A 22,482-nucleotide genomic window follows, 5' to 3' on the forward strand; every position below is an offset into this window, starting at 1 on the left:
CGACCATCGGTTTCGATGCGATGCTGGTTGCCCGCTGATGCGCGGGCACCCGCGGAGACACCTCGCGGCCTCGACACGGAGGCTGTCGAGGCCGCGAGCATGCAGCGGACGGCGACGCTGGGTGCGGAATCTCGCTGTCCATCTCGGGGAGTGTAAGCCTCGTCGCGGAGCGCACCACGGGGCTCTCCGGCGATCATCGCGCTGCGGCAGGGCATCTGGTCCATGGACCCGTGGCTAAGGGAGTTTCGCGAGCGTGCCGGCCGCCTCCGACCGGCAGCGGCGTTCTCGAGTCGTGTGAGCCCGTGCGGTGCAGCGCGATGGGGCGTCGCGGCCTACCCGCGCGTAGCGGTCGGTTCGCGCAGTGGGACGTCCACGACCGTGAGGTGTTCGGCGTCGGGTCCGAACGGCAGTTGCGCGAGCACCGTGCCGTCCGGACCCACGGCGAGGGAGGCGCCGATGCAGGACCAGCCGTCCCATTCACCGCCGATCACGGGGCCGACGTTGCTGACTCCGATCACTGGCATGCCGGTCTCCCGGGCGATCGCGCTGTATGCCAGTATCCATTCGTCGCCGTAGCGTCGGTCGTCTGCGAGGAATTCTGGTGAGACCGCCCATGCGGAGGGCGAGAAGAGCACGCGTGCGCCCAGCGCCGCGATCGAGCGGCCGAGGTACAACGACTGGTAGTTGTTGTCGGCGCAGATGTTCATTCCGACCCGGCCGAGGCGTGTCGGAACGGAACGGATCTCGTCGCCTGTCTCGTAGACCTCGCGGGCGAAGGGGACCTCGTTGATCTTGCGGTAGCGCTGCAGTATCTCGCCGTTCTCGGAGATGAGCACCGCGGCGTTGTAGAGGGCTTCTCCTGCCCGCTCGACGAGTCCCGCGGCGACGATCACGCCGGCCTCTCGCGCGGCGTCGGCGAGGCTTCCGGCACGGCCGGGCAGCGGCAAGGCCAGCTCGCGGGCCGACGCGGAGGTCCAGCCGAGGTCCAGGCATTCGGGCAGCACGACGGCATCGGCGCCCTCTTCTCCCGCCCGCCCGATCATCTCGACCGCCCGGGTGATGTTCGCTTCCGGCTGGCCCGGGTCGACGCGCATCTGCGCCATCGCGACTCGGATCGTTTCCATCTGTGTACCTTTCCTGTGAAGTACGTGGGGAGTATCTGCGCCGTTGCGAAGCATCATTGGATTGCGCCGCGCATGACCCCGGAGAGCACCCACCGCTGGCTGATGAGGTACACCACGAGCACCGGCAGCACCGACATGAGATACGAGGCGAACGCGGGCCCGTACGAGACGTTGGTCGTGGAGGAGAAGACGCTCTGCGCCAGCGGCAGGGTCCGCAGGTCGGGGTCTGTGAGCAACACGAGCGGCAGGAGGAAGTCGTTCCAGGAATGCAGGAACATCAGGATGCCGACCGTCGCGTTCATCGGCGCGAGCAACGGGAAGACGATGCGCCAGAAAACGCGTCCGGTGCTGGCGCCATCGAGTTGCGCGGCTTGCTCGATCTCGATCGGCAGCGTGCGGATGAAGCTCGTGTACAGGAGAGTGTTCAGCGGCAGGTTGAAGACGAAGTACAGCAGGATCAGCCCGAAGAGGTTGTCGATCCCCCACGCCGCGGTCTGCTGCACCAGCGGCAGCATGACGATAGGGAACGGGACGAACAGCGCCGCCAGCACGAACACGTGGGCGACACGGAACTCCCAGCGGTGAAGGTTTCTGGCCATCGCGTACGCGAACGCTGAGGTCGCCACCAGGACCAGCAGCACCGTGCCCGCGGCAACGGTCGCCGTGTTCAGCAGGGCTCGGGGGAAGTTCGTCGACGTCCAGGCGTCGGCGAAGTTCTGCCAGTAGAGGCTCCCGGGCAGTTCGATCCCCGTGCCCGCGATGATCTCCCCGGGCGACTTCAGCGCCGTGACGACGGCGATATAGAGCGGGATCAGGATGGTCAGTGCGCACACGGCGAGCACGACGATGTTCCGCGTCGATGATGACCGACGCCGACGCCCCCTGACAGCAAGCGAAGTCACAGGGTGGCCGCCTTTCTGGACGAGAAGCGCAAATACGCGCCGGAGAAGAGGAGAATGACCAGCAGGTAGATGACGGCGTTCGCCATCTGGTACCCGTACTCGCTGCCGCCGATGCCGCCGCGGTAGATGAGCATGGCGACGGACTGCGTCGAGGTCCCCGGCCCACCGTCGGTGAGGCCGACGATCTGGTCGAAGATCTGAAGGAAGTCTTTGATGCTCAGCACGATGTTGATCGTGAGGAACGGCCCGATCAGAGGTAACGTCATCGACCGGAAGCGCCGCCACGCGCCGGCGCCGTCGATCTGAGCGGCCTCGTAGATCTCCTCGGGGATTGTCTGGAGGCCCGCGAGATAGATGACGGTCGTGAATGCGGATGCCTGCCAGATGGTGACGACGACGATCGCGATCCATGCGAGATTGGGGTCGCTGAGAATCGAAGAAGCGGATTCGCCCGTGACCTGCTCGAGGAGACCCGTCGCAGCCTTGCTGAAGATGAAGTTGAACACGAAGGCGATGACGATCATCGGCAGCACCTTGGGAACGAAGAACAACGCACGGAAGAAGCCGCGCGCGGGGGTGTGCACGTTGAGCAGGATCGCCAGGAACAACGAGACGACGTTGACGAGCACGGTGCACACGAGCGCCATCCCGATCGTGAACAGGTAGGCCTGTGCCACCTGCGGGTCCTTGAACAACGCGATGTAGTTGTCCAGGCCGACGAAGTCCGCGTCACCATAACCGGCGTAGTCGGTGAAGCTCGCGCTGACTCCCGCGACGAGCGGGACGACGAGGAAGGCGACGAAGAGCACGAGCGCCGGCAGGACCATGACGTAATAGATGGGCTCGACGCGTGCACGGAGCCGGGAAGTGCGCGGTCTCTTGGTATGTCTCATATGCGTTCTCAGTTCGTGATCGAGCGGCTGCGGGCGGGATGCCGGTCGGTGCGGCCACCGATGATGTCACCGGGTGGCCGCACCGAGGCGGTCACGAACGGTCCGCCACCAGGTTCCACTGCTCGTCGAGAGTGGTGAGGAACGCGGAGGTGTCCTTGTCCACGGCCAGCGACTGCAGATAGTTCGAGATCTCGATCGCGGAGGGGATCAGGCTGATCGTCTGTGTGAAATAGTTGCCCGCCGCATACGCCTCGTGAAGTCCCGACAGGGCGGGGTCCTCACTCACGGGGGCGTCGATGCGCGGGGAGTAGTAGCCGGCGTCCTCGTTGTAGCCGTTGACGACCTCGGGCGACATCAGGTAATCCAGGAACTCTGTCGCGGCGGCGTTCTCAGCGGCGTCCGCGGAGAGCGCGAGTGACAGATCGGAGCTGGCGACCAGCCCGTTCCGATCCGGGTCGTCCGTGCCCGGGAAAGGGAAGGAGCCGAGATCGACATCCGGGTTCACCTCGCGGATCGGTGCGACAGCCCACGGCCCCTGCACCAGCATCGCCGCCTCTCCGTTCGCGATCATGGCGTTCCCGGAGTTGTAGTCGGTGTTGACGGCCGAGCCCTGCGCGTACGAGAACAGCTGGACGAACTTATCGGCGACCTCCTCGTAGTCCGCCGTGAAGGAGGGCTGCCCGCCATCCGCCGCGACACCGTCGGCGATGCTTGCGAAGAAGTCCTCGGGCTGGAGCTGACCGGACAAGGCGTTGAAGGCGAACTGCAGCGTCCACCCGTCGGCGAAGGTGCCCACGACCGGCGTGATGCCGGCGGCCTGGAAGACGTCAGCGGCCGCGATGAGCTCATCCCACGTCTGAGGCACTTCCACACCCAACTTGTCGAACACCTCGGCGTTGTAGAGGATGCCCGTCGTGGAGATCGAGAACGGAATCGTGTTCTGCTCGGTGTCCTTTCGGCCCAGTTCGTTGACGAGCTCCAAAGCGGCAGGGTCGATGTCGTCGATGACGTCGAAGCCCGACAGATCGGCGAAGACGCCCTGCTGGCTCAACTCGGCCATATCAGTGCTGCCCAGCCCGGCGACGAGCTCGGGGGCGTCGCCTTTGGAGATCAGAGACCGCAGCCGCGTGAAGCCGTCGTCGGCGTCGGCGGCTTGATCGAGCACGACATCGATGTCGGGGTGGTCGGCCTCGAAGTCGGCGACGGCCTGCGCGAAGAAGTCGGTCGCCTCGGACTTGGTGTTCAGGAACGTGATCGTCGTCGAATCGTCGTCACCTGATGAGCACCCCGCCAACGCTCCCGCCAACACTGCCGCGCTGCTCAGGGCAACCAGCGGCCTCAGTGATCTGCGCATTCTCATAGTTGCCTCGTTTCCTCGTGTTGTTGCGTGATTCCCCGATGCTATGGACTTCGCGATCAGACCTGCAAGTCCAAGACGTAAATTTTCTGTAACGGCTTTCAATGAGGGTGGGTAGGCTGTCGAGCACGCACGAAAGGAGGGACTCGTGGCCCGGTCCCCGCAACGTCCCACCCTCGCCGAGATCTCCTCTGAAGCAGGAGTGAGCGTGGCCACGGTCAGCCGTGTGCTCAACGGGAAACCCGGCGTCGCGGCCGCGTTGCGACGCCGCGTGCAGAGCATCCTCACCGAGAACGGCTACGTCCGCGGCAGCGACTCGAACGCGGCGCCGCTGGTTGGAGTGGTCGTGCCCGATCTCACGAACCCCATCTTCGGCTTGTTCGCGGACGCGATCGAGGCCCAGCTGGCGGTGCATGGCTACAACGCGGTGCTCAGCTGCATCCGTACCAGCGGAGACGAGACGGAGTTCGCGGAGATGCTGCTGCGGGAGAACGCGGAGGGAGTGATCATCATCGCGGGGACGAACAACTTCGCGCTCCACGAACGGTCGGATCTTCTCGATCTCCAGCAACGCGGTCTGCGTATCGTGCTCGTCAACGGCCCCGCCAACGGCGTGCCCGCCCCCAGCCTCACGACCGACTTCGAGCACGCCCTCGGACTGGCGTTCAGCCACCTGCGCACGCTCGGACACACCGCTATCGGCTTTGCCGCAGGTCCCGCGGAATCCTCGTCGTCGGCGCTGCAGATCGGCGCGTTCACCCGCCTCGCCGACACCACAGGAGTGCACGGCGAACTGTTCGTCACCCCTTACTCCGTCGAGGGGGAGCGGTCGCCGCGCGGCATTTCGTCGAGCGTTCCGTGACGGCGATCATCTGCGCGAGCGACCTGATGGCGCTCGGCGCCATCCGCAGCCTCGGGCATGCCGGGTACGACGTGCCCGGGGACGTCTCGGTCATCGGTTTCGACGACTCCCCCACGATGTCGTTCGTCGCGCCTGCGCTCACGACCATCCGCCAGCCCGTCGCCGAGATCGCCCAAGGCGCCGTGACCGCCCTGCTCGCCCTCGCCGCCGGTTCCCCGTCGGCGTCGGAGCTGCGCTACGAGGGCGAGCTTGTCGTGCGGGCAAGCACGGCGGTCGCGCGTGTCAGGGAAGGATGACGGACTTCAACGAACCCGGATCCCGGCGAAGGACCGTCATCGCGTCCACCGTCTGCTCCAGCGGGAACCGATGCGTAATGGTGGAGTCGACGTCCACCTGGCCCGTCGCGATCAGCGCGAGCGCTGCGGGGTAGGTGTTGGCGTATCGGAAGACACCGGCCAGCGTCACCTCCCTCCCTTGGAAGGAAGGAAGCTCCAGTGAGACCGTGTCGGCGCCCATGCCGACCAGGACGACGCGGGCCGCGGGGGCTAGCCGCGCCATCCCGCCGGCCAGGGCGGCCGGTGCTCCCGAGCACTCCAGCAGCACATCGAATCTGCCGGGGAGTTCCTCGTCAGGGCGGCGTGCCTCGAAGCCCAACCGGGCGGCGGCTGCGATACGGCGCTCGTTCAGGTCGGTGAGCGCGACGTGCTCCGCACCGGCGGCGCGGGCGACCTGCGCCGCGTAGAGGCCCACGGGCCCGGCACCGGTGACCAGCACGCGGTCACCGATCCCCACGCCGGCTTTGCGTGCCGCCCATACCCCGACCGAGACGGGCTCGGCCATCGCCGCGTGCTCGAACGTCATGCCTTCCGGGGCGGGGTGAGCGAACGCGGCGTCGATCGTGACGTATCGCGCCAGCGCCCCGTCGACCGGCGGGGTGGCGAAGAACACGATGTCCGGACACAGGTTGTAACGTCCCGACCGGCACTGCTGACACGTGCGGCACGGGACCCCCGGCTCCAACGCCACCGTTTGGCCGACCCGCGACGGGTCGACATCGGCACCGACTTCGACGATCTCCCCCGCCGCCTCGTGCCCGAGCACCATCGGCGATGCCACGACGTAGTCACCGATCCTGCCCTGCTCGTAGTAGTGGATGTCCGAGCCGCACACGCCCACGGCCCGCACGCGCACGAGCACGTCGCCCGGACCGGGGGCGGGGACAGACCGATCTTCGATTCGCAGATCCTCAGCCGCGTAGAGGACGGCGCTGGGGTTTCTCATTTCTTCTCCTCTTCTCGCTCGACAGCGGAGGCGTCGCGCAGCAGCCAGACTGTGGTCTGCGCGGGGATCTGCGCATCTGCGATGTCGGCGCTGGCGAGCACGATATGCCCGGCAGGCAGGGGGCAGGGTTCCTCGCCCAGATTGGCGAGGACCTCGATGGGACCGACCGCGAAGCGCAGCACATCGCCCTCGGAGTCGAGCCAGCGCAACGAGGCGTCACCGAGCTCCTGCCGGTGGCGGATCTCGATGGCCGACTGGTACAGGCTGAGGGTGCTGTCCGGATCGTGCCGCTGCACGTCGGCGGCGATCTCCCGCCATGTGCTCGGTTGCGGCAGCCACGATGCTCCCGTCGGGGAGAACCCGAAGGCGGGTGCGTCGGCGATCCACGGGAGCGGCACACGCGAACCGTCGCGGCCCGCGATCGTACCGGCCGAGCGGTACCAGGTGGGGTCCTGCCGGTGACGGTCCTCGAGCGTCGTGTGCTCGGGAAGTCCGAGCTCCTCCCCCTGATAGATGTAGACGCTTCCCGGCAGTGCGAGCATGAGAGCGCTCACGGCGCGTGCCCGCCGCAGGCCCACCTCATGATCAGGCTGCAGGTCGCGGGGACCGATGCCCACCCCGTTCGGGATCCGCGGGTTCGCGGAACCGAGTCGGGAAACGTGACGGACGTTGTCGTGGTTGTTGAGCACCCATGTGCTCGGTGCTCCGACGTGACCGTACTCGCGCAGGGACTCGTCGATGACGTCGCGGATCTCCGCCGCACCTACTGCCGCGAGAAAGGCGAAGTTGAACGCCTGATGCATCTCGTCGGGTCGCACGTAGCGCGCCAGACGGCTGACCGGCTCGACGTACGCCTCCGCGACGAGGATGCGTTCGCCGTCGTACTCGTCGACGATGCTCCGCCATCGGCGGAAGATCTCGTGTACCCCGTCGTTGTCCCACATCGGCGACCGCGTGCCGTCCGGGGCGAACCCGTGCGCGTGCTGATACTCGACGGGATAGTCAGGGAAATCCGCCGCCTTCACCAGACCGCGGGCGACGTCGACGCGGAAACCGTCCACCCCCAGGTCGAGCCAGAACCGCAGAACCCCGTCGAACAGGTCCCGCACGTCAGCGTTGCTCCAGTTGAAGTCAGGCTGGCTGGAGTCGAAGAGGTGCAGGTACCACTGGTCACTGTCGCCGACACGGGTCCATGCCGGGCCGGCGAAGACACTCTCCCAGTTGTTGGGTGCCACATCTCCCGACGCTCCGCGCCCGGTGCGGAAGATGTAGCGGTTGCGCTCGGGGCTGTGCGGGGCGGCGGCCAGTGCGGCGCGGAACCACGGGTGCTCGTTGGAGGAGTGGTTGGGAACCAGATCGATGATGACCCTGATCCCCTGTGCATGCGCCCGCTCCAGCAGCTCACGGAAGTCCTCGATCGTCCCGAAGAGCGGGTCGACCCCGCAGAAGTCGCTGACGTCGTAGCCGGCATCGTTCTGCGGCGAGGGGTAGAAGGGCGACAGCCAGACGGCGTCCACGCCGAGTCGTTCCAGGTGGTCGAGCCGTTCGGTGATCCCCGGCAGGTCTCCGATACCGTCCCCGCTGGCGTCTCCGAAGGAACGCGGATAGATCTGGTAGATCACCGCCCGGCGCCACCAGTCCGCGGCGGGGAGGAGGTGAGGTTCTGCTGACGGGTTCTGGTTGTTCCCGGATGTCGATGTCATTTGACTGCTCCCTGAATGAGACCGGCGATGATCTTGCGCTGAAAGACGAGGAAGAGGACGAGGGCGGGCACGGAGATCAGCAACGCCGCAGCGTTCAGAAGCGGCACGTCCGTGAGATATTGCCCTTGGAACGCGCCGAGAGCGCCCGCGAGGGTGCGCTGTGTGGGGTCGTCCACGAGAGCGACCGGGATGAGGAACCCGTTCATCGTCCACAGCGACAGCAGCAGGGCGAGCGAGGCGAGCGAGTTCGCCGCGAGCGGCAGGTGGATCGATGAGAACAAGCGTGTGCTCGATGCACCGTCCACGAGCGCCGCCTCGGTGAGTTCCCGCGGCACGCTGACGAAGTGCGTGCGCATCCAGAACACAGCGAAGGGAAGAAGCGTCGCGATCATGGCGATGCACACCGCCCATCGGGTGTTGAGAAGTCCCATCGCCTTGAACTGGTAGTACAGCGGCACGATGAGGGACTCGACGGGTATCGCCAGCCCCAAGACGAACACGATCAGGACGATCCCGCTCCCCCGGGGTGCGAGCACCGCCAGGCCGTAACCGGCGAGCGACGCGGCCAGAAGCGTGACAGGCACCACCACGACCACGATCTGTGCCGTGGAGCTGAGCAGCATGAGCATGTCGGACGAGGCGAACGCGGTCACGAAGTTGTCGAAGCGGGGCTCCTCGGGCCAGCCCAGGCCCTGCCCGACGGTTCCCGAGGGTGTGATCGCGGAGGTGAACATGCTCAGCAGCGGCACGAGCGTGACGATCATGGCGATCAGCAGGACACCGCGACCGATCCACGCTTCCGATCGGGAGATTCTCATTCGTCGCGCTCCCTCAAGATCGCCTGGAGCGTCGCGGCGATCGCGACGACGATCACCATCAGCACGATGCCCAGCGCCGAGCTCTGCCCGACCTGGAACTTCGTGAAAGCGAGCTGGTAGATCTGCAGCCCCGGGACCATCGTCGACACGCCGGGGCCGCCGCGCGTGGTCATGTAGACCAGGTCGAAGGTCTGCAGCGCGGAGATGACGGTCACCGTGACGCATACGCCGATCTCCCGTCGGATCCCGGGGATCGTCACGGAACGCAGCTCACGGAAGAAACCGGCACCGTCCAGCGCGGCGGCCTCGAAGAGACTCGGATCGATCTTGGCCATCCCCGTCAGCAGCAGGACGAGACAGAAGCCCACACCCACCCAGGTGCCGACGAGCCCGAGCGCGGGCAGGGCCGTGTCGAAGTCGCCGAGCCACGGACGCGCCAATGCACCCAGGCCCACCGCCTCAAGGATCTGATTGATGACCCCGTTCGAGGAGTACACCCAGTTCCACGCAAGCGCAGACGCAGCCAGCGGGAGCACCTGCGGGATGAACAGGACGACGCGGCCCACGGCGCCGAACCGCCCGGAGACGCGCCGGGCGACGCTCGCCGCAGCGACCGCGATCAGGATGGGCAGCACCGTGAAGAACACGATCAACGCCAGCGAGTGCAGGATGCTCCCGTACAGTTCCGGATCGGTGAAGACGGCGGCATAGTTCGACAGGCCGATGAACTCGGCCTGACCGATACCGTCCCAGTCATACAGCGAGTACTGGGCGGCGGTGCCCAGCGGGAACAGCATGAAAATGGCGTAGATGAGCACCGCCGGCACGAGGAACAGCCACGGCGTTACACGGCCGGTCCGGGGGCCGCGTCGCGGTGTGTTGCGACGCGGCCCTCGGCGCGGCGTGGAGGCAAGGCCCGTCATCGATTAGCGGCCCAGTTCGGATTCGTAGTCCGCCTGGACCTTCGCGACGAACTCGGCGGGGGTGATCTGCCCCGACGCGAGCAGCTCCAGCTGCGGCGCGAACGTGGAGGCCTGGATGCCGGCCGTGGTGTTGGCGAAGAAGTCGACCAGCGCGTCATCCTCCGTCGCGGCGACACCGGCAGCGAGAGTCTGCGATGTCACCGGTCCCGCCTCCGGGATCTCCCCGTCCGCCGCGCCGCCGGGCGCGTTCCCCGCGAGGGTGACGGTGATCTCACGAGCGGTGGGGTCGGTGTTGACCCAGTTCAGGAAGAAGGCCGCGAGGTTGGGGTTGTCGCCCTTGCTGGGCACGCCCCATGTCTGCGCCGATGCGTCGGTGCCGTAGTCGCCGCCCGCCGTGACGGGCGGAAGCAGGAAGAACCCGGCGTTGTCGCTCATCGATGTGTCGAAGGCGCCCGAGTTCCAGTCGCCCGTGACGTAGAACAGCGAGTCGCCGTCCTTGAGGCGCACCGCCGCGTCCTCCTCCGTGAGGCTGAGGTAGTCCTCAGGGAAGTACCCGGCCTTCTGCCAGTCCTGCACGGTCTGGGCGGCCTGGTTCATCGCAGGCTGGTCGAACGTCGCCCCTTCGACGCGGTACTCCCAGTCCTTCACGGCGTCGAGCGTCCCCGCATCGGCGGCGTAGTTGAAGGTGAGGGTGTCGTAGACGTAGTTCAGGGCCGAGCTGGGCTGGCCGATCGGTGTCACCCCCGCGGCCTTCGCCGTCTCCAGCATGGAGACGAACTCGTCCAGTGTCGACGGCGCCTCCGTGATGCCCAGGCTCTCCGCGACGGTCTTGTTGTAGTAGACGCCGACAATGTTCCAGCCGACGCCCATCATGAGATACAGGCTTCCGGTGCCTCGGGTGAGCCCGTCGTCAGCGACGGACATCATGTTCATGATCTCGGCCGGGTACTCGTCCCAGCCGTAGGCGTCACGGTACGCATCCAGATTGGTCAGCAGACCGTTCTTGGCGTTGTTGCCGACACTGGCCAGGCGTACGAGGTCGGGCGCGTCGTCGCTCGCCATGAGACGGGGCAGATTCTGCTGCAGCGTGCTGAAGTCGGTCTCCTGCGCGTTGATCGTGACCGAAGGGTACTGACGCTCGAACTCCTCGAACAGTGCCGTGAACGTCGCGTTCGGGGGAACCGCGACATCCAGCGTCGTGTCCTCGGTCGGCGCCTCGGTACTGATGGGAGTGGACGTGCTGGCCTGCTGTGCCGCGCCGGGCGCGCACGCGGTGAGACCGGCGACAGTGACGGCGACAGCGGCCGCGACGGCGAGACCGCGCCTGGGATAGGACGTTGCGATAGGCATGGGTGGTGCTCCTTTCGGTGTGATGTCAGTCGTGCGGGGATTGCGTCGGTGGTGCTGTGCGGGAAGGGATGATGAGCGCCTCGGCGTGCTGGCCGATGTGCCGGCCGTCCAGCACGATGTCCGCGGCGAGCGGCGTCTGGACGGCGACGGGACGAAGTAACTGGACGCGGAAGGTCGCGACGCCCTCCGCGCGACCCTCGATGGTCACCGTCACGTGCTGTGGGTGTGCGACGGCCGCCTCGGGGAGCACGAGCCGGACCTCGGCCGAGACCGGCCCGGGAGCGGTGTTCGTGACATGCACCTGCACCGTCGCGCCACCGTCAGGATCGAAGGTCGGCAGGTACGGGGAGATGCGCGCGAGGAAGCCCGTCGTCGGGTTCTGCTCGTCGAAGTCGACGAGCAGCCGATCGTGGATCTCCACGAGCTGCTCCCCCTGCGCCCGGATCATCGCGATGTACTCGTCGTCCACCTCGCGCGGGTTCCAATGCCCCGACAGCATCACGTCCGGCCGTACGCGCGCGAACAGCTCGGCGCTTCGGAGGTAATCGCCCGGCTGGAAGATGTTCCGGTACTGATAGTTCAAGTCGTCGGGAGAACCGGGGGCGCCTAGACCATCCTGCTGATCGCCCGTGACGAGATAGGTGCGTCCATCCACCCTCACCTCGTAGGCAACGGCATACTGCGTGTGCCCGGGAAGGTCGTGGACGACGATCTCGTACTCGCGCCAGCGGAAGCTCTCCCCCGAGGCGAGCTCGCGGTCGGCGACGATCGGGTCGAACCATTGGCACGGCAAGTCCATCAGCCCCGGATGCGCGAGGATCTCGGAGAATCGCCGGGGACACCAGACCTGGGTGCCTTCGACAGCACGGAGGAGGTTGATCCCCGCGACATGATCGTCGTGGTAATGGGTCGGGGCGACGACTTCGATCGTGCTCACGCCGAACTGCGACTTCAGCGCCGGAATCGACCCGAGCGACGGGCGGCGGGCGGCCCGCTCTGTGCCTGCGGGCATCCCGGGTGTCAGGTCGTAGCCGAAGTCGAACAGCAACGCCTGCCCGCCCTCGGACAGCAGCACATAACTGCGGCCGTGCGATGCGACGTTCATCAGCAGATGTGGTGCCACCTCGACGTAAGGCGCGGCCGCCCACGTCCGGATCGGGCGACGATTCACCGGCGGCTTCGGGTGGTACTCGTGGAGATCCACGTAGTCCTGCAGGTTGTCCGCCAGCAGGCGGAGGGCTTCGCCCGGGTCCGTGATCGGCTCTCCGTGCGACGGCAGAAGCACGTCGGCATGGTGGCGGCCGAGCTCCAGCGCGCTGAGGATCGCTGACTCGGCCCCCTCGACCCCAACATAGTTCCACTGCAGCGCCGCGAGCGAGTGGACCTTGCCCGGCGCCGCGATCGCATCGCCCGTGAAGAGCAACGTACCGGTGCGCGTCGTGACGAGATACGACACCGACCCGACAGTGTGCCCGGGGGTCGGCAGCGCTACGAGACGGATATCACCGATCGTCCTCTCCTCGTGATCGTCGAGGGGCACGGCGTGAGGGGTGGAGCGCAGTGGGGTGAACCGCTGCTCCCGCAGAACGTAGTCGTTCAGCGGGGACTGGCGGGCCCAGTGTTCCTCGGCATGCGCGATGACATCGTGCTCTCCGGCGGGGACCCACACGCGCACGTCGGCAGAGAGACGGTCAAGTCCCTGCACCTGGTCGCGATGGACATGGGTGATGAAGACATCTGTGAGCTCGCCGAGGCCCGCCTCGGCGAGGTGGTCCAGCACCGCCCCCGACCCGAAATCGATCGCGATCGCGGTGCGGGGGCCCGTGCGCACGACATAACAGCGGCACGTGTCGTACACAACGATCACGTCGTCTCGAACTCGCTCCCACGGAGTGTTCAGGATGCTCTCCTTCGCAAACGCTTGCGCTGATGCGCTGCCCACCTCACCTCATTGCTCAGCGGTCCGTTCAGAGTATATTCGCTTCCGGTACGACAGGGAGAGGAAATTGACGCAAGCGCTTGCGTTGTTTAGAGTCTCCTCATGGCGTCGCTCCGGCCTGACATGGCACAGCTTGCGGAGATGCTCGGCGTGTCGGTATCCACGGTCTCCCGGGCATTGAGCGGAAAGCCGGGTGTATCCGATCGCACGCGCCGCCGAGTCACACAGCTGGCGCGAGAGGTCGGCTACACGGTGTCCCCCTCAGCTTCCCGCCTGGCAAAGGGGCGCACCAACACCGTGGCGCTCATCGTCACCGCGCCCGAACAGTGGTATCAGTCCGCGGCGATCGCACGGGCCAGCGCGATCCTGCACGCATCGGGCCACGACATCGCACTCTTCAACATCAGCGCAGAGGATGTCCGTTCCCGTCTGCTCAGCGGCCCGGGGCTCGCAGGCAGGGCGGACGGCGCCCTGGTCGTGTCCACCTCCCTCCTCCCCCACGAGGAGAAGGCCCTCAGCGAGTCAGACATCCCCGCGATCGGAGTAGGCACGGTGCTGGACCGGTTCTCGTTCGTCACCGTCGACAACGAGGCGGAGATCGCGACCGGCGTCCGGTATCTGCTCGAACTGCAACACACCCGCATCGGGCTGATCCAGGGCTCCACGCCCGCGAACGGCGTCAACTACGTCGCGCAGGAACGCGGCAACGGATTCCACCGAGCCATGGGCGAACACTTCGATCCCGCACTGGTCATCCGCGCCGCCGGCGACGATGCGGAGTCCGGCGCATCCGCGCTGGCCGCCCTATTAGCGCGACCAGACTCGCCCACCGCCGTGATCGCGGAGTCCGACCTCCTCGCCGCCGGGGCCATCCAAGCCGCGCGGAGAATGGGACTCTCCGTCCCCGACGACCTCTCCGTCATCGGCTTCGACGACAGCCCCATCGCAGAGCTCCTCGAGCTCACGACAATCCGTCAAGACCCCGCCACACAAGCCGAACACGCAACCCGGCTACTGCTCGAGACGCTGTCCGGCCCCGCATCCCCACACGACTTCACCTTCCAACCCTGCTCGCTCATCGTTCGACACACCGCTCACGTCGTCAGCCACGGCTCGTAGCCGAGGACGTGGCACTACCCGTCCACGCCCGACTCGACGGCGGTCGCCGCGCCCGTGGACGAACGCACCACGAGCTCCGGCTGGAAGAGAACCATAGAGGGAGCCCCGGATGTCTCCACAAGCCGGCGGACGAGGAAAAGCGCGGCCTCCTCCGCGATGCTCTCGATAGGTTGCCTGATCGTTGTCAGCGATGGATCGGTGAAGAGCATGAAGGCCGAATCGTCCAGACCCACGATGGAGAGGTCGCCGGGGACGGAAAGTCCGTTGCGCGCCGCCGCCCGCAGCCCGCCGAGCGCCATGATGTCGCTGCCGTAGACGATTGCCGTCGCACCCTTCTGCAGCAACTCCGTCGTGGACATGTCCCCTCCTTCGATGCTGTAAAGCCCGGAGACCACGAGCCCACGCTCGGCCGCGCCGGCCTCTCGCGCGAAGCCGGCGATCTGCAACTGCGCCGAGTACACCGCAGGCGGGCCGGTGGCGAGCCCGATGCGCTCATGCCCCAGATTCCGCAGATGGCGGATCGCCCGCTCCACACCGGCGGAGAAGTCGGTCGACAGCGTCGGCGCCTCGCTCACACCGGAGGGACCGTTGATGGAAACAACCTGGAGCCCTCGCTCGACGAGAGATCGCAAACTCTCCGGCCTGCGGGTCCCATTGCTCGTAGAGCCCGCCACGATGACGAGCCCTAACGCAGAGTTGCGCAAGAGAAACTCGGCGAAGTCGTCCTCATCCTCCACTGTCCGCCCCTGAGCCACGATCGCGCGCACCCCCTGCAACGACAGCTGCATATCGAGCTGCCGGCCGAACAAACCGAAGATCGGGTTGTGCAGTTCGGGCAACAGCACCCCGACGACCTGGGAGGACGGCAGCTCCCGCTCGTCCAGATACTCCGTCCGCCGGAGAGCCTCCCGCACCCGCCGACGAGTCGCCTCAGATACCCCCGGCTTGCCGTTGAGCACCCGGCTCACGGTGGACTCGCTCACACCCGTTGCTTCGGCGATATCGGCCAAGGTCACACGCATCCATCAACTGTACGCGGCACACCGCAAGTCACATTGCGGATCTTTCGGGATTATGCGCAAATTGCTTGCGTAAATCCGAGAGAGTCGATAGCGTCGCCGGAACACAGACTCAAGAAGGAGCCCGATGTTGGACGCTGGTGTACGAGACCTGCTGGAGAGGACGCTGGTGACCCGCGTCGAAGTCGATCGGTTCCTCGATCCGAATGCGCCGAAATGGGCACGCTTCGACGCACAGCTCGGCTACTTGCCGCATCCCTCCGACGTACCGGACAACATCGACGGGGCGCTGAGCTATTACCGGTATGGACGGCGAGGAGAGCGACGCGTCGTTAATTACCCCGAGGCGACGTCGCGCATCCACACATACGGGGACAGTTTCACACAGTGCCACCAGGTCAGTGATGGCGAGACCTGGCAGGAGGCGCTGGCGGCACACTTCGGGGAGCCGATATTGAACTTCGGCGTGGGCGGGTTCGGCGTGTATCACGCAGTCCAACGCCTCAAGCGTCTCGAGTTCTCCGACGACGGCGCATCCGTCGTCCTGCTGAACATCTACCTCGACGACCACTTCCGCAGCCTTGACTCTTACCGCCGCATCCGCGTCGGTAGCTGGCTCAGCGAGTACGATCGCGGGCTGAAGACGAGCATGTTCCACGCCAATCCCTGGGAGCACGTGCGTATCGACGCCTCCTCCTCGGAGTTGGTCACCCGCCCCAACGCCTGCCCGACTCCGGAGTCGCTCTACCAGCTCACCGACCTCGACTTCCTCGTGGAGACCTTCGGTGAGGACCTGATCGTACGCAAGATCGCCGCCGATATCACCGGCGACTACTCATTCGCCGACGACTACGCCGATCTCACCGAAACGTTGGGTATCGATCACGACCTGCCCGCGCGCCATCGAGCAGAACAGCTGTGGACGCGGTCGGCGTACCGGGCGACCAAGTCCATCCTCGCCGACCTCGCCCAGCAGATGCGAGCGAGTAACAAGACTCTCGTGGTCTTGCTGACCTATCCGTCAGAGGAGGTCGCGGCGTTCCTGCGGACTGGGCGGCGGCCGGACACCCCCGTTCTGCAAGACCTCGCGGAACTGGGGCTCCCCGTCATCGACGCCCTGGAACTCCATGCGAATGACTACGCGGCCTACGCGCTGTCGCCCCGGGAGTATGTAGGGCGTCTCTACAACGGCCACTACTCGCCGTTGGGCAACACGACATACGCGTTCATGATCAAGGATCGTCTCCTCCACGCCCTCGACGAGCAACCGCCGTCCTACGCCGACGCCGGACGGTCGTTCGCGAGCCTCGCCGGAAGGCTCGCCTGACCCACCCGAGCAAGCACTCGCTCCGGCGTTTCCATACCCAGAGCAAACACAGTTAGGAAAGCGCAATGAACAGGAAGTCTGTACTCGGCATCGCGGCCATGGCCGTGGTTGCCGCTCTCGCCCCAGGCTGCTCGGCATCCCCAGCGGATGGTGACGGCACGACGCTCACCTTTGCGATGTGGGACGAATCCCAACGACCAACCTACGAGAAGATGTTCGACCTGTTCACGCAGGAGAACCCGGACATCGAAGTGAAGATCGAGCTCACGCCGTGGGACAACTACTGGACGAAGCTGCAGACAGCCGCATCAGGAGGCGAGGTCGCGGACGTCTTCTGGATGAACGGGGCGAACTTCCCCCTCTATGCCTCCGAGCAGGTCATCCAGCCGCTCACCGACCAGACTGCGGCGGACTCCTCGGCTCCCGAAGGACTCATCGAGCTCTACACATGGGACAGCGAGCTCTACACCCTGCCCAGCAACTTCGACACGATCGCCGTGTGGTACAACAAAGCCATCTTCGACGCCGCCGACATCGACTACCCGACCCCGGAGTGGACGTGGGAGGACTACCGCAGGATCGCCGCGGAGCTCACCAACACCGCGGCGGGGATCTGGGGCACGGCGGCCCAGCTGAGCGAGCACACGGCCTTCTACAACACGATCTACCAAGCAGGCGGCTTCGCCGTCGGCGCAGACGGCACAACGAGCGGCTACGACCTTCCCGAGACCGAAAACGGACTGCAGTTCTGGGTCGACCTGCTGGAGGATGGCTCCTCGCCCACACTCGCCCAGATGGCGGACACGGACGTCGTCGACCTGTTCACGTCGGGCAAGCTCGCCATGCTGTGGGGCGGGTCGTGGAACTCGTTGAGCTTCTCGGAGTCGGAGCTCGGGGCAACCGGCTCGATCGGCGTCGCCTCCCTGCCCTACGGGCCAGAGAGCAACGCCGCCGTCATCCACGGTCTGGGCAACGTCATCTCCGCCACGACCGAGCACGCCGATGCGGCCAACAAGCTGGTCGCCTTCCTCGCATCCCAAGAGGCCGCGGAGGTCTACGCGGAGAACGGGGTCGGCTTCACCGTGGACGACACGGCGAACGAAGCCCTCATCGCGACGTATGCCGACGCGTTCGATCTCACACCGTTCAGCGAAGCCGCCGCGACCGGGATCGCCTTCCCACGCTCCGTGCACTCCCAGGTGTGGATGGACGCACAAATCAACGAGCTCACCCCCGTGTGGGAACTGTCCGAGACCGTTCACGACGGAGCGCTTGCACTCCACGAGGCAGTGCAAGCGGCCCTCGACGACGAATGAGCACGAACACCGCTCGGCCGGGCGAGCGAACCCGGCAGCGCGCGGTGGTCTCCCGGCGCGCCGCACGCCGGGAGAGCACCGCGGCCTATCTGATGCTTCTTCCCCTCCTGGTCGGGACGACGATCTTCTACTTCTACCCGATCCTGCGCACCCTGCTCCTGTCGTTCATGGAGACCGGGGCGTTCCGCGGGGAGAGCTGGTCCGGTCTCACCCAGTATCAGCGGCTCTGGGCGGACGAGGAGTTCTGGCGCTCACTGGGCAACAGCGGCATATACGCCGCCATCAGCATCATCGGGATCCCCCTGGCCCTCGTTATCGCGGTGCTGCTCAATCGAAACGGGCTGAGATTCAAGGGTGCTTTCCGGGTGCTCTACTTCCTACCGGTGGTGACTCTGCCCGTCGCCGTCGGCATGATGTGGTCGCTTCTGCTCAACGGCGACTTCGGACTGCTCAACCAGTTGCTCAGGACGATCGGGATCGAGGGGATGCCGTGGCTCGCCGACCGTCGCACGGCGCTCGTCGCGGTCGCCCTGGTGGGAGTGTGGGCGACGCTCGGCCAGAACATCGTGATCCTGCTCGCGGGCCTGCAGGGAATCCCTCGCGAGTACCGGGAGGCGGCATGGCTCGACGGCGCGGGACCTATCCGGGAGTTCCGCAGCATCACGGTTCCCCTCGTCACCCCGACGCTGTTCTTCGTGACCGTCATCACGCTCATCAACTCGATGCAGGCATTCGACCTGATCTACATCATGGTCGGTGCCGACAACCCGGCCATCTCGGCCTCGCAGACAGTCGTCTACTACTTCTTCAAGGCGGGCTTCCTCGTCCATGATCGCGCCTACGCGGCGACAATCGCCTGCGCCCTCATGATCGTCGTCCTGGCGCTGACCGCCATCCAATTCCGGCTCCAACGCAAGTGGGTTCACTATGCCTAACCACACGCTCCCCGGCAGCCCACGCCGCCTCGCAGACGCCGCGACCTATCTACTGCTGAGCGCCGGCGCCGCCATCATGATCGCGCCCTTCGCGTGGCAGATTCTCACGGCATTCAAGACCCCCGCCGAGGCACTGCGCGTGCCCCCGACCCTCCTACCCGACCAGTGGAGCCTCACCAACTTCACGACAGCGCTGTCCTCGATCCCATTCGGTGCGCAACTGATGACCTCCATCGCATCAGTGGGAGTGCGCTCCGTGGGGCAAGCACTCTTCTGCGCCCTTGCCGGCTACGCCTTCGCGCGCCTCATGTTCCCAGGAAAGAACATCCTCTTCCTCGCGATCCTGGCGATCCTGATGGTGCCATCACAGCTCTACCTCCTGCCCCAATACGAGATCATGTCGGCATGGGGCATCCTCAACTCCCTGCCCGCGCTCATCATCCCCGGAATCTTCAGCGCCTTCGGCACCTTCCTCATGCGCCAGTTCTTCATGAGCCTGCCACGAGAGCTCGAGGAAGCAGCAAAGATCGACGGGGCCGGCCACTTCCGCACCTTCTGGGTGATCATGCTCCCACTGGCGAAACCCGGGCTCATCACGCTGACGATCTTCACAGCGCTCTATTCGTGGAACGAGCTCCTGTGGCCCCTCATCGTCAATAACGACCCGAGCACTCTCAACCTCTCCGCGGGGCTGTCCTTCCTCGTCGGGCAGTACAGCACCAACTACCCCGTACTGATGGCAGGAGCCCTGATGGCGCAAGTGCCGATGGTGCTGCTTTTCCTACTACTACAGAAGCAGTTCATCAACGGCATCGCCTTCACCGGAGGAAAGTAGAAGGCAATCCGGCTCTTCGCGGGGGGCTGTCTGAGTAACAATGAAGCAGGTCAGCCGGGACTGTCTGAATAATGGTGTGTGAGGGGTCCGGCCTGATCCGTAAGGAGATGGCCGTGGCTGACACGACCACTGTCGTTGTTGACGACGAGATGATTGATCCCGTGACCGGGGAGATCATCGATCAGAAAGAACTCGCAGAACGCTTGCTCGCGCAGGCGAAGGAGCAGGGCGTGAGCTTGACGGGGCCCGGCGGTCTGCTCAGCCAGCTCACGAAGAACGTCCTCGAGACCGCGCTGAATGCCGAGTTGACCGAGCACCTCGGCCACGAACACGGCGGGACCCCAATCGGCGAGAACATGCGTAACGGGACGCGGGTCAAGACGGTGCTCACCGAGATCGGGCCCGTCGAGATCGAGGTGACCAGAGACCGTGACGGCTCGTTCGAACCGGTGATCGTCCCGAAGAGGAAGCGCCGGCTGGACGGGGTCGATCAGATCGTGCTCTCGTTTACCGCGCGGGGGCTGACCACGGGTGAGATCGCCGCGCACTTCGACGAGGTCTATGGGGCGAAGGTCTCCAAGGACACGATCAGCCGGATCACCGAGAAGGTCACCGGGGAACTCACCGAATGGTCGAGCAGGCCGCTGGATCCGCTCTACCCGGTGATCTTCGTCGACGCGATCGTCGTGAAGGTCCGTGACGGGCAGGTGAGGAACACCCCGTTCTATGTCGTGATGGGCGTCACCGTGAACGGGGAACGCGATATCCTCGGCATCTGGGCCGGTGACGGTCAGGAAGGCGCGAGGTTCTGGCTGCAGGTGTTCACCGAGCTGAAGAACCGGGGCGTCGAGGACGTGCTCATCGCGGTCTGCGACGGGCTGAAGGGTCTCCCGGAGGCGATCAACACCACCTGGGAGCAAACGGTCGTCCAGCAGTGCATCGTCCACCTGATCCGCAACAGCTTCCTACGCCGGGCGGCAACACCGCGACGCGATCGTCCGTTCCCTCAAGCCCGTCTACACGGCCCCGTCGGAGCAGGCAGCGAAGGACAGGATCGAGGAGTTCGCCGCCGAGTGGGGCGAGAGGTACCCGGCGATCGTGCATCTCTGGCGCAGCTCCTGGGCGGAGTTCGTGCCGTTCCTCGAATACGACGTCGAGATCCGCCGCGTGATCTGCACCACCAACGCGATCGAGTCAATCAACGCCCGGTACAGGCGGGCCGTCCGGGCGCGCGGGCACTTCCCGAACGAGGCCGCCGCGATCAAGTGCCTGTATCTCGTCACGCGGTCGCTTGACCCGACTGGCGGCGGAAGGGCACGCTGGGTGATGAGGGGGAAGCCCGCGCTAAACGCGTTCGCGATCACCTTTGCACTGAAAACCGCCGGGCCCCACACACCGTTCATCGGACAGACCCACGTCTGTCGCCACGGCTTACCCGGCGAGCATCTCGCGACGCACCTCTCGGGTGATCTGCCTACGCTCTTGCGCGGTCCAGCGCCGTGCAGGCGTGTCGTCCTGGGTTGCGTGGGCGCGGCGCTCGTCGCGGATGGCGCGGCGGACGGCGAGGTTCTCGTGTGCGCGGGCGATGGGCAGGGCGATGGTGGCGTAGAGGCCGTGGCCGATGAGCTTGAGCGCGGTCCACCAGCAGACGACCATGCCGAGATACCACCATCCGGTGTGGCCGAGGAGGACGGCTCCGTAGCAGCCGATGCCGGCGACGGCGTAGGTGCCGCCGAGGAGGATGGTGGGGATGCCCCAGCGGAGCCCGCGGCGGGTGTGGAGGTGCCAGACGATGCGGTTGCTGGGCAGCCACTGCTGACACCAGCCGTACACCGCGGCTGCGGGGCGCATGAAGAGAAGGATGAGGAACATGTCGGGCCTCCACCAGGACGAGAGCGCGATGTGCTCGGCGATCGTTGGTGGCTGGGCCCCGATTGCTCCACCAGGGTGGAGCGTTCCTGAAAGTTGATGCGTGTTCGCCCGCCGGGTAGTTCCCATTCTACCGGGGTCTGGGGACATCGGCCAGTGCGGAGTTGCACGCACCGCGCTACCGGCGACCGCGCGTCCGAGGGCGATGTTGCGTCCAGGTGTTGCATCGCGACCGGGGGTAGCGTCAGGGGATGCCTGGCTTTCCGATCCCGCGCACGCTGCCGGGGTTGCGTGCTGCCTCGCGGCCGGAGGTGGTGTTGCAGGCGCACGCGGCGTTGCCGGGCGGGCTGAACGCGCAGCTCGCCTGGTTGTACGAGGCGTGCGACGGTTTCCTCACCGACGCCGGGATCACCGTCTACGAGGCGGCGGACATCGTGGAGCGGAACGTGACGTTCGAGGTGGCCGAGTATGCGCCGGGGTTCGTGGTGTTCGGTGATGATTCCGGTGGGCGCGGGTTCCTGCTCCATGCCGCGACGCCCGACTCCCCGGTGTATGCGAGCGACTTGGGCGACCTGGACCCCGGTCGTTTCGATGTCGTCGGTGAGGATCTGGCGGCCTGGGTCGCTGGCCTGGTCTGACACACCATCGACTGCGACCGCCACCTCGGCTCGCATCCGGTGCGGATACCCCGGAGGGGTATCCGCCGTGGAAATGCAAGACGTGTATCCGACTGTGAGAAGGACAGGTGCGCGGCGTGGTGGAGGAGGTCCGCGGAGCCGGTTTCGGGTAGAGAAGCGGCGGAACAGGTGCCGGTGGCTGGGCGTGTGGACTGGACATGATGCTGGAGGCGAGGATCGGGGGCGGGAGCGCGGCGTGAGAAGGGTTCGGGCGGTGCCGACCGTAGCTCATG

The 22,482-nt window shown here is 66.0% G+C and carries 20 protein-coding genes and 1 pseudogene; 9 read left to right on the forward strand and 12 right to left on the reverse strand.

The genetic code is table 11. From position 1 onward, the window contains the following. Positions 1–332: 332 nt before the first annotated feature. The 4 genes from CSX12_RS13100 to CSX12_RS13115 all read right to left on the reverse strand — a co-directional run bounded on the left by CSX12_RS13100 (position 333) and on the right by CSX12_RS13115 (position 4,228). Entirely contained in the window at positions 333–1,124 is a 792-nt protein-coding gene (locus CSX12_RS13100) for a carbon-nitrogen hydrolase family protein (RefSeq protein WP_164479584.1), read from the reverse strand. 53 nt (positions 1,125–1,177) lie between these two features. Further along, positions 1,178–2,026 (reverse strand): carbohydrate ABC transporter permease, encoded by an 849-nt coding sequence (locus CSX12_RS13105; protein WP_124896078.1) that lies wholly within the window; start codon positions 2,024–2,026, stop codon positions 1,178–1,180. Next, positions 2,023–2,853: a sugar ABC transporter permease gene (locus CSX12_RS13110; protein ID WP_124896079.1), complete on the reverse strand. Its 831-nt coding sequence runs from the start codon at positions 2,851–2,853 to the stop codon at positions 2,023–2,025. Before CSX12_RS13110 ends, CSX12_RS13105 begins: the two co-directional genes overlap by 4 nt. A 157-nt stretch (positions 2,854–3,010) precedes the next feature. Continuing rightward, positions 3,011–4,228 carry an extracellular solute-binding protein gene (locus tag CSX12_RS13115; protein ID WP_206427089.1) on the reverse strand — a complete coding sequence of 406 codons (1,218 nt, stop codon included), beginning with the start codon at positions 4,226–4,228 and terminating at the stop codon, positions 3,011–3,013. Positions 4,229–4,424: 196 nt separating this feature from the next. On the opposite strand from CSX12_RS13115, the gene CSX12_RS18730 reads away from it, so the two are divergent. Further along, the gene (locus CSX12_RS18730) at positions 4,425–5,138 is read left to right on the forward strand and encodes a LacI family DNA-binding transcriptional regulator (RefSeq protein ID WP_124896081.1); all 714 of its coding nucleotides are present in this window, start codon (positions 4,425–4,427) and stop codon (positions 5,136–5,138) included. After that, positions 5,135–5,434 carry a substrate-binding domain-containing protein gene (locus tag CSX12_RS13125; protein WP_124896082.1) on the forward strand — a complete coding sequence of 100 codons (300 nt, stop codon included), beginning with the start codon at positions 5,135–5,137 and terminating at the stop codon, positions 5,432–5,434. Before CSX12_RS18730 ends, CSX12_RS13125 begins: the two co-directional genes overlap by 4 nt. Here CSX12_RS13125 and CSX12_RS13130 read toward each other — a convergent pair. The 6 genes from CSX12_RS13130 to CSX12_RS13155 all read right to left on the reverse strand — a co-directional run bounded on the left by CSX12_RS13130 (position 5,421) and on the right by CSX12_RS13155 (position 13,155). Further along, the gene (locus tag CSX12_RS13130) at positions 5,421–6,419 is read right to left on the reverse strand and encodes an NAD(P)-dependent alcohol dehydrogenase (protein WP_124896083.1); all 999 of its coding nucleotides are present in this window, start codon (positions 6,417–6,419) and stop codon (positions 5,421–5,423) included. The two genes, CSX12_RS13125 and CSX12_RS13130, sit on opposite strands and share 14 nt — an antisense overlap. Next, the gene (locus CSX12_RS13135; RefSeq protein WP_124896084.1) at positions 6,416–8,122 is read right to left on the reverse strand and encodes a glycoside hydrolase family 13 protein; all 1,707 of its coding nucleotides are present in this window, start codon (positions 8,120–8,122) and stop codon (positions 6,416–6,418) included. The genes CSX12_RS13130 and CSX12_RS13135 overlap by 4 nt, the downstream gene beginning before the upstream one ends. Next, positions 8,119–8,940, reverse strand: a complete 822-nt coding sequence (locus CSX12_RS13140; protein WP_124896085.1) for a carbohydrate ABC transporter permease — start codon at positions 8,938–8,940, stop codon at positions 8,119–8,121. The genes CSX12_RS13135 and CSX12_RS13140 overlap by 4 nt, the downstream gene beginning before the upstream one ends. Further along, on the reverse strand, positions 8,937–9,737 hold the full coding sequence (locus CSX12_RS13145; protein WP_241160462.1) for a sugar ABC transporter permease: 801 nt from the start codon (positions 9,735–9,737) through the stop codon (positions 8,937–8,939). The genes CSX12_RS13140 and CSX12_RS13145 overlap by 4 nt, the downstream gene beginning before the upstream one ends. Positions 9,738–9,866: 129 nt before the next feature. Beyond that, on the reverse strand, positions 9,867–11,213 hold the full coding sequence (locus tag CSX12_RS13150) for an extracellular solute-binding protein (RefSeq protein WP_124896087.1): 1,347 nt from the start codon (positions 11,211–11,213) through the stop codon (positions 9,867–9,869). A 25-nt stretch (positions 11,214–11,238) separates the two neighbouring features. Beyond that, positions 11,239–13,155, reverse strand: a complete 1,917-nt coding sequence (locus tag CSX12_RS13155) for an MBL fold metallo-hydrolase (protein ID WP_124896088.1) — start codon at positions 13,153–13,155, stop codon at positions 11,239–11,241. A gap of 99 nt (positions 13,156–13,254) precedes the next feature. Between CSX12_RS13155 and CSX12_RS13160 the strand changes: the two genes are divergently transcribed. After that, a complete protein-coding gene (locus tag CSX12_RS13160; protein WP_124896089.1) occupies positions 13,255–14,271 on the forward strand; it encodes a LacI family DNA-binding transcriptional regulator in 1,017 nt (338 codons plus the stop codon). Positions 14,272–14,285: 14 nt separating this feature from the next. On the opposite strand, the gene CSX12_RS13165 is transcribed toward CSX12_RS13160, so the two are convergent. Further along, positions 14,286–15,293: a LacI family DNA-binding transcriptional regulator gene (locus tag CSX12_RS13165; RefSeq protein WP_124896090.1), complete on the reverse strand. Its 1,008-nt coding sequence runs from the start codon at positions 15,291–15,293 to the stop codon at positions 14,286–14,288. 124 nt (positions 15,294–15,417) lie between these two features. Here CSX12_RS13165 and CSX12_RS13170 point away from each other — a divergent pair, with 124 nt between their 5' ends. From CSX12_RS13170 to CSX12_RS13190, 5 genes and pseudogenes are all read left to right on the forward strand, one after another. Beyond that, positions 15,418–16,617 (forward strand): hypothetical protein, encoded by a 1,200-nt coding sequence (locus CSX12_RS13170; RefSeq protein WP_124896091.1) that lies wholly within the window; start codon positions 15,418–15,420, stop codon positions 16,615–16,617. 65 nt (positions 16,618–16,682) lie between these two features. Further along, the gene (locus tag CSX12_RS13175) at positions 16,683–17,933 is read left to right on the forward strand and encodes a sugar ABC transporter substrate-binding protein (RefSeq protein WP_124896092.1); all 1,251 of its coding nucleotides are present in this window, start codon (positions 16,683–16,685) and stop codon (positions 17,931–17,933) included. After that, positions 17,930–18,868: a sugar ABC transporter permease gene (locus tag CSX12_RS13180; protein WP_206427090.1), complete on the forward strand. Its 939-nt coding sequence runs from the start codon at positions 17,930–17,932 to the stop codon at positions 18,866–18,868. Before CSX12_RS13175 ends, CSX12_RS13180 begins: the two co-directional genes overlap by 4 nt. Further along, positions 18,861–19,703: a carbohydrate ABC transporter permease gene (locus CSX12_RS13185; protein ID WP_124896093.1), complete on the forward strand. Its 843-nt coding sequence runs from the start codon at positions 18,861–18,863 to the stop codon at positions 19,701–19,703. The genes CSX12_RS13180 and CSX12_RS13185 overlap by 8 nt, the downstream gene beginning before the upstream one ends. 149 nt (positions 19,704–19,852) lie before the next feature. Further along, a pseudogene (locus CSX12_RS13190) lies at positions 19,853–21,074 on the forward strand (IS256 family transposase); the annotation flags it as partial. 60 nt (positions 21,075–21,134) lie between these two features. Here CSX12_RS13190 and CSX12_RS18510 read toward each other — a convergent pair. After that, a complete protein-coding gene (locus CSX12_RS18510) occupies positions 21,135–21,575 on the reverse strand; it encodes a hypothetical protein (protein WP_164479504.1) in 441 nt (146 codons plus the stop codon). A gap of 248 nt (positions 21,576–21,823) precedes the next feature. Between CSX12_RS18510 and CSX12_RS13195 the strand changes: the two genes are divergently transcribed. Then, positions 21,824–22,210 carry a hypothetical protein gene (locus tag CSX12_RS13195; RefSeq protein ID WP_206427091.1) on the forward strand — a complete coding sequence of 129 codons (387 nt, stop codon included), beginning with the start codon at positions 21,824–21,826 and terminating at the stop codon, positions 22,208–22,210. The last annotated feature ends 272 nt before the right edge of the window (positions 22,211–22,482 follow it).

It is taken from the genome of Microbacterium sp. Y-01, from assembly GCF_003856715.1.
Taxonomy (GTDB): domain Bacteria; phylum Actinomycetota; class Actinomycetes; order Actinomycetales; family Microbacteriaceae; genus Microbacterium; species Microbacterium algeriense.